Below are 7,399 nucleotides of genomic sequence, written 5' to 3'. Positions count from 1 at the left end.
TTCATCGTCTGCATCCTGATAAGTAGCCAGAAGGTGTAAATCTTATTCCTTAACTATTTCGTGCCCCCTTCAAACGTCTTAAGCATTCAACCCGATCCAGCCATGAAGGCCGACATACAAGCCCACAGCAATAATCAACGCGCCAGACAGATAAGGTGCCCGACGCGCAACCACACCCAACCACGGCCAGCGATTGGTCGCTTGCCGGGCGCCAATGGCTGCCGCCGCGCCGACCGAGACCAGCGTAATCGCTAAACCAATGCTGAAGCTCAGGACGAGCATGCCACCCAAAGCCACTTCCTTGACCTAAAGGCAGAGCAGCAAAACGGTGATGGCCGCCGGGCAAGGAATCAGCCCTCCCGTCAAGCCGAACACAATGATCTGGCCGGTGGTCACTTCACGATGGGTGAAGCGCTTGCGGATGTCATTGGCATGGGCGCGTTCATGCGCATCCTGATAACCATCGGCTGACAATTCCAGGCCTTCCAGCTCCCCGTGCGAATGTCCGTGATCATGCTCCTGGTATTCCAGGTCGTAGTCATGCGAGTGCCCGGCGTGTCCAAGGCTCAAGCGAACGCTGAATTCATGGGGTTCGGGAATGTCGGCCGTCGATTGCAAAAAACCTTCATGCTCACTAAATGAGAACGCTTGGGTGCTGCCGTCCGGGCGCGTTGTCAGCACCCGGACATCCGCAGCGCCCCAGGCATGCCCGCTCAGCGCTTTCAGGCGCCAGTGCGGTGGCATGCCGGCTTCGAAAATCGAAAGCTCGATCCGGCCATGACCGGTATCGATACGCTGGGTTTCATCGTGGTGACCGTGGTCATGGTGGTGATCTTCACCCTGCTCGAACTTGAACATCTGCTCGCCACGCCAAGTGCGCCACAGCATCCATAGCGCAATCAGGATAATCAGTGCCGCAGATGCCAGCTGGAAATACGGCTCGGTGGTTTGAGCATCCAGCCCCTTGCCCAGGTACATACCGCCGATAGCGACCAACCAGACTACTGCCGTATGCGACAGCGTTGCGGCCAGGCCCAACAAAACTGCTTGTTTGACCGAGCCACGAATGGCCACGATGAACGCCGCCATCATGGTTTTTGAATGCCCGGGCTCAAGCCCGTGCAAAGCTCCGAGCAGTATTGCGCTGGGGAAATAGAGCCACGCATGGGCGCCACCCTGTTGAAGCAGCTCTGCAAAATTCGGCATGACAGGACCTATTTCGAATAGCGGCGGATGGCTTCAAGCAGCTCTTCGACGCCTTTGGCCCGCTCCTCATCGCTCAGTTCCGGGTTGGCGACGTGGGCGTGGGCGTGGGCCTCGATGATTTCATCCATCAAACCGTTCATTGCCCCGCGAGTCGCCGCGACGAGATGCAGGGTCTTGGCGCAGTCGGCCTCTGACTCCAGCGCTCGCTCTATCGCCTGAACCTGCCCGGCGATGCGTTTTACCCGTTTCAATAGATCGTCTTTTTGCCCGTGAATGTGCGCCATACTATACCCCCCTACCCTATATAGGCGAGCATGATCCYCCGGCAATGAGATTTTCGCAATCCCGGTGCTCGAGCTCAGGCCACCACATCAGGTGTAAAGAAATAGGCCAAGCCGAGGATGAGGTACACGGCGAGCAGTTGCACCCCTTTCAACCAGTCGGATCGCCCGTCGCCAGCCACCTGACCGGTAATCAGAACGGCGAGCAGCACACTGAGGACCAAACCGCCGGAGAACGCCAGGTCCATTGGCGCCGTGCCGATGACGTAACTGGCCAGCACGAGAACGGGGGCTACAAAAAGGGCGACCTGAACGCTGGAACCAATCGCAATCGAGAGCGAGAGGTCCATGCGGTTTTTCATGGCCGCCGAAATCGCGGAAGAATGCTCCGCGGCGTTTCCAAGTATCGCGACAATGAAAACACCAACAAAGAGGTTGCTCAGGCCAAGCTGATGCGCACTGGGCTCGATAGCCGCCACCAGAATCTCGCTGACCCAGGCGATCAACAGTGTCGCCCCACCCAACACCAGCAACGCCTTGCTCTTTGGCCAGAGCGGGGATTGCTGCCCATCGTTCGCCACCTTGGGGTCCCCGGCAAACAGGTTCTTGTGGGTCACCAGCGAATACAACAGAAAAAGCCCATAAACCAGCAGCAAGACCACGGCGATATATAAGCTCAACCTCTGCAACCCTTGCGGCGCACGAGGCGCCACCACAGCGTTGTAGGCAGCAGCCAGTACAAGGGCAATGGTCGCCATGGTCAGTAACGTGGCCTGGGAACGAGCGGCAAGGGCATTGAATTGCTGCTCCTTGTGACGCAGCCCGCCGGCGAGCATGGCGGCCCCCAGCACCAACAGGATATTGCCGACAATGGAGCCGATCACGGAGGCTTTCACCACATCGTGCAAGCCGGCCCGCAATGCACTTATGGCGATGATCAGTTCCGTGGCGTTGCCGAACGTGGCATTGAGCAGCCCACCCACTCCTTCCCCGGAACGTTCTGCCAACTGCTCGGTCGCCCGGCCCAGCCATCCGGCCAGTGGCACGATGGCCAGAGAAGCAGCCAGAAAGATCAGCAAGTCCTGCTGTGGCGCAATGAACTTCAAGAGGATGGGAATGGGGACGAAAACCAACATCCAATAGAGCATGGCTGTACTCGCATGAGGGCCAAGGTGATGAAGCGGTGATCAATATCCCGGTAAGAATGGCTTACTTACGCAACCCTGTCGAAAATTCCATCAACATGACAATGAGAGTCAGTTGCTATTAATAAAGCGGCCGGTATCGACCGTGGACTCACCGATCGATGCAACAGGCTGGCGAAATCTTTCAGCAGCCACTAATCGTAAAACGGCTCGACCGACGCCCTACTGCCAACAAAAAAACTGTCGGCAACCAGTCGCAGCGGCTGCAGATCCAAGTCACTGGCTTTGTCGCCAATCAGCTGCTGAAAATGTCGATACACCGCCGCGTACTCGCCCTCCTCCGATACGGCTTGGCGCACGCCGTCAATGCTCAACAGTGCACCACCGTTGTCCAGTCGCAGGATGCCTTCGGTGCAGCGAATCTCGATGCTCCAGAGTTCGTCATGACCGTGGTCGAAATCGAATTCCGCACGGACATCAAGGTGGCGCGCATCAGACATTTTGATGGAAGCGGCAATAGGCGACTGGCAGTTGCCTGGGACGCGCAGATCGGCAGACACGACAAACAGCGGCAGCGGCAGCAGATGGGTGGCAATCGACAAGGCATTGATGCCGGGATCGAAGACGCCAAGGCCTCCTGGCTGCCAGATCCAGGTCTGGCCGGGGTGCCACTTGCGCACGTCTTCTTTCCAGTCGATCTGTACGCTTTGCAAGGTACGGGTGGCGAGCCAGTCACGGGCGGCTTCGATACCGGGCGCGTAGCGTGAATGCCAAGCGAACAAGCCACTGACCCCTTGCGCCTCTACCTGACTCACTAACGCCATCGCTTCACCCAACGTGGCGCACGGCGGTTTTTCTACCAGCACGTGTTTACCAGCGGCCAGCGCTTGTTGCACCAGAGCGAATCGCCCTTGCGGCGGAGTGCAAAACGCAATCGCATCGACGTGCGGGCYGTGTCCGAGCAGCTCGCTCAGGGACTGAAAGTTCTCCACCCCGACGCAGGGCTGCCCTTGCGTTGCGACAGACACCAAGTGGAACGGGGGGTTGGCGTTGATCGCCGGAACGTGTTGATCCTGGGCAATCTTGCCGTAGCCCACCAGGCCGAGACGGATTGGTTGCATCACTGACTCCTTGTTTTTTTCTTGTCTGGGTACGCGAATCGGCAAGATTACGTTTGTCTCGCGGGGAAGTCATCGATGACGTGCTTAGGGTCCATCCGGCACGTGAGCTTGAGCACTGCATTCCCTGTCGTCACAAGCCTGTCACTTGCGCCTGCTAATGTCCTCGCGCTCCCTCATCCCTGTACCCACGACCCTAGACCCAAGGCGCCACTCAAGTTGTACTCACCCCCGACACGCCAGCCAATCATCCTCCGATCCAACGACATGCGCTGCGATGACTTTGGCGCGCTGTTCTCGACCCTGTTCGGCAGCCGCTACTCCGATACGTCGCCCCCACCAGCCAACATCATCATTGGCGGTGTCTACGGCAGGCATGAAGGCGTCAGCTTTCGCAGGATGCATTACCTCGGCGACTTCAAAGTGGTGTTTCCCGATCCCCATGACGAAATCACCTTCGTCATTCCTGGTGCCGGCAAGATCGTCTTCAATCACACGACCGAATCGGTGGGCGTCACCCACGTTGGCCTGGCAATCGACAAAGCCGATATTCGCTCGATGCACTTTCTCGACAATCACGCCCAGCACGGGATTTCGATCAGACGCGCCCTACTCACCGAGCGACTCTCGTCACTGCTGGACAAGCCCATCCTGGAAAAGCTGCACTTCGAGCCGCTGGTAGATCTGACCATCCCGGCCTTCCAAGGCATCAAGGCCTTGATCGATCTGGCGACAGGAACCGAGTTCGACCTGCTGATCAACTCGGGTACGCTGATGCCTTCGCGTCTACGGGAAATGTTGATCGACGCGGTACTGGAGGTCTGGCCGCACAACTTCACGCAAGCCCTTCGGCGCCCTGCACCGCTGATAGCGCCACGGCATGTGAAGCGGGCCGTCGAGTACATTCAGGAACATCCCGAGCAACTGGTCAGCGGCACGGATCTGGCCCGGCAGAGCAATGTCAGCCAGCGTGCGTTGCAGGAAGGTTTTCGGCGTTTCGTGGGTGTTTCGATTGTTGCCTATCAACGGCAAGTGCGGCTGGAGCGCGCCTACGATGCGCTGGCGCAGGATGTCCCGACGTCGGTGACCGAGGTGGCGTTACGGTTCGGGTTCAGCAATGTCGGCAGGTTTTGCCAGTACTTCCAGAACGCCTATGGTGTCAGTCCCGCTGATTTGAAAGCAGGGCGCACGCGAGCCCGACACTAACCGGTTCGTCCTGCATGTAGCCAAGGCCGCCGAATACCGGCGGCCAGCCCCCATGCAACAGTGTCAGAACGAATAGCTGGCCTTGAGGCCACCGCTGAAGCCGTGACTGTCCCCTCCGCCGCTGGCACCAATTTCGCCCCCAAGGCTCAGCGGGCCGAGATTGGCCATGAGATTGACCCCGCCGAAGAACAGCTCCCGGCTGTCAAAGGCTGCGCGTTGTTCGATGTCCAGGCCCAGCAGCTGACCTTCGCTATCGATTTCGTGATCGCCCAGCACATGCTCATAACCCACCTGGACACCCGGCACCAGTTGCCAACTGCCCATGCCGACCGGGGCAAAAGACACATTCAGATTGGCCACTGCACTGCGGCGGGTTTCCTCGGTATCGTCGACGTCGAGGGCCAGTTCGCTGCCCTTCTCCTGGAAGCCGGACACGCTCAGGTGACTGACGCGTACGCCCAGGCTCGGCTCGAAGATCATGTCACTCACCGGCACCCGATAGCCCAGCGCCAGGGTTGCACCGGAGAGATTGCCATGGCTGTCGCCTTTGGCCGTCCCCAGTCCGCCACCGAGGTCGCGCTTGCTTTCGTAGTCAAGCCAGCCGGCGTTGGCGTCGGCGTCGACAAACAGGCCACGCTCCAGGCCGTCCGGTGCGTAGCGGGCGCCGGCGGTGAAAAAGGTCCAGTCAGTGTCCACCTCACCGCCCGCCCCGCCGACATTACCGCGGCTGTATCCGAAACCCGCATGGGCGCTAAGTTGTTCGGTGAAGCGCTGGGTCAGGCCGATCATCAACCCTTGGCTATGCTCGTTGCTGCTGGCGGTCTCGGACGAACCATCGGTGCCCAAATAGCCCGCCAGTGCAGTGCTCCACAAGCGATATTGGCCGACCTTGAGGTCCGTGCCGCTGGTGAAAGGCGCAGCGGCCTGGTCGATCATCGCCCCCTGGCGCAGCAAGTAGCTGGCAGCATCGGCGTGCACCTGGCCACCGACGGTGGACTCGACACCACCAAGGGTGCCGGCATCAATCGCCGATTGCAGGTAATAGTTGTAATCGCTGTAGGTGCCTGACAGGTTGCTGTTCTGCAGCTGTTGCAGCAACCCGGCACCCGCGGCGGCGTTGCCGAGCAGACCGGCCTGGCCTGGCAGGCTGTTATAGGAAACCATCTTGCCGCGCAGTACGTAAATGGTCTCTTGGGACAGGCCAAGGCCTTGCTTGAGGTAGTTGTCCATGCTGCCGAATTGCGCAGTGACCTGATCCAGACTGGCTTGCAGGAAGCTGGCTTCTACGCCGAGCATCGGCGCATAGATCGCTGCCATGGCTGGCGGCATGGCCGCCAGCGTCGCCGCCACGCGTGCGGCGGTGTATTGGTTGGTGGCGAGGTAATCGTTCATGATGGTCGAGCTGTCGACCCCGGCAATGCTCAGCAATACGGCGGCGGTCCAGCCCGTCCGATCCTTGCCGGCCGTGCAATGGAACAACGAGGCACCGTCAACGCCGGCCAGTTCATTGAACAGCGTGGTGAATTGACCGCGCACCCCCGCATCATTGACGAATGACCGGTTGATGCCCTCCATCATGGCGATGGCGTCGGCGGCACTTGCGATCGAGCCCGTGGGGAGATGGGAACCGGACGTGGCGTTGCCAAGAATGTCGATATTCAAATAGCGCGCACCGTTGGGCAGCGTGTCGGGCGTACCGGCGATTTCGCTCGGCATGCGCAGGTCATAGACCGCCTTGATGCCGAGGCTGTTCAAGGTGCTCAGATCCGCCGCCGACGGGGTCAGCGCGTTGGAGCGGTAGAACACGCCGCCACGCATCGTGCCGTCATTGGCAGTGGAATATGCGGTGGTGGTCCCGGCGACATCGCGGAAATTGTCGATGTTGCGTAAACGCGGGGTGTCGAGGGGGGTGTTCCCGGCAGCTTGGGCAGCAGCGATAGACAGACTCAAAACGGACAGCGAACACAGCAGACGTTGAAACACAGGTGCAGCCTCATTTAAAACGCATTGGGCTGACAACTATCTGCATTGAAGAAATACCGAATATGACAAATTGCCGACGAATGAAAATTCGTGCGCGATGGGTCCGGACAGCGCGCTTTTGGTCCGTATATCCCTGCAATAATTCGTATTGGTGCGGGTGTCTCTACCTCAAGCGTACGGCAGACTTTGCAATGTAGTCTGCCGTACTTCCCTGTCAGCCGTTATGGATGATCAGTGCGACTTTTCGATACCGACATCCCGGTTTTGCTCAGGCCTTTCGCGTTGTGATCGCCTGGGGTCGAGTCAGCAACAGCTCTGGCTTTGCTTATGCCGTGAGTATCTTTGGAGTGGGCGATGCCTGAAGTCGTTTGCCCATGACCGCGATCACTGTTGCGATCATTGCCGTAGTGGTTTCCGCTTTCACCATGATCCCTGACGGATCTGCCCGCATGATCACTGC

At 59.1% G+C, this 7,399-nt stretch carries 5 protein-coding genes and 2 pseudogenes; 1 reads left to right on the top strand and 6 read right to left on the bottom strand.

All coding sequences use genetic code 11. The features are described 5' to 3' along the window. Positions 1–78 precede the first annotated feature (78 nt). From AC1DRJ_RS15835 to AC1DRJ_RS15820, 4 genes and pseudogenes are all read right to left on the bottom strand, one after another. Positions 79–1,206, bottom strand: a pseudogene (locus tag AC1DRJ_RS15835) (nickel/cobalt efflux transporter). An 8-nt stretch (positions 1,207–1,214) separates the two neighbouring features. Then, complete coding sequence (locus AC1DRJ_RS15830; protein WP_223517604.1) at positions 1,215–1,490, bottom strand: metal/formaldehyde-sensitive transcriptional repressor; 276 nt, start codon at positions 1,488–1,490, stop codon at positions 1,215–1,217. Positions 1,491–1,564: 74 nt separating this feature from the next. After that, positions 1,565–2,623 carry a calcium/proton exchanger gene (gene cax, locus AC1DRJ_RS15825; RefSeq protein ID WP_477802988.1) on the bottom strand — a complete coding sequence of 353 codons (1,059 nt, stop codon included), beginning with the start codon at positions 2,621–2,623 and terminating at the stop codon, positions 1,565–1,567. 203 nt (positions 2,624–2,826) lie between these two features. Continuing rightward, complete coding sequence (locus AC1DRJ_RS15820) at positions 2,827–3,753, bottom strand: Gfo/Idh/MocA family protein (protein ID WP_477802987.1); 927 nt, start codon at positions 3,751–3,753, stop codon at positions 2,827–2,829. 264 nt (positions 3,754–4,017) lie between these two features. Between AC1DRJ_RS15820 and AC1DRJ_RS15815 the strand changes: the two genes are divergently transcribed. Further along, entirely contained in the window at positions 4,018–4,956 is a 939-nt protein-coding gene (locus AC1DRJ_RS15815) for a helix-turn-helix transcriptional regulator (protein WP_477802986.1), read from the top strand. A gap of 63 nt (positions 4,957–5,019) precedes the next feature. Here the strand turns inward: AC1DRJ_RS15815 and AC1DRJ_RS15810 are convergent, their stop codons facing one another. Then, complete coding sequence (locus tag AC1DRJ_RS15810) at positions 5,020–6,939, bottom strand: tyrosine-protein phosphatase (RefSeq protein ID WP_477802985.1); 1,920 nt, start codon at positions 6,937–6,939, stop codon at positions 5,020–5,022. Between the two features lie 221 nt (positions 6,940–7,160). Beyond that, a pseudogene (locus AC1DRJ_RS15805) lies at positions 7,161–7,399 on the bottom strand (hypothetical protein); the annotation flags it as partial.

The sequence above is a fragment of the Pseudomonas sp. P5_B2 genome (genome assembly GCF_056400445.1).
The sequence above is the reverse complement of the archived record's forward strand: the minus strand, read 5'-3'. Positions and strand labels throughout refer to the sequence as shown.

What these genes read in the sequence shown, in the direction of transcription:
- cax (WP_477802988.1), bottom strand. Translation starts at nt 2,623, where the DNA reads ATGTTGGTTTTCGTCCCCATTCCCATCCTCTTGAAGTTCATTGCGCCA.
- AC1DRJ_RS15815 (WP_477802986.1), top strand. Translation starts at nt 4,018, where the DNA reads ATGCGCTGCGATGACTTTGGCGCGCTGTTCTCGACCCTGTTCGGCAGC.
- AC1DRJ_RS15830 (WP_223517604.1), bottom strand. Translation starts at nt 1,490, where the DNA reads ATGGCGCACATTCACGGGCAAAAAGACGATCTATTGAAACGGGTAAAA.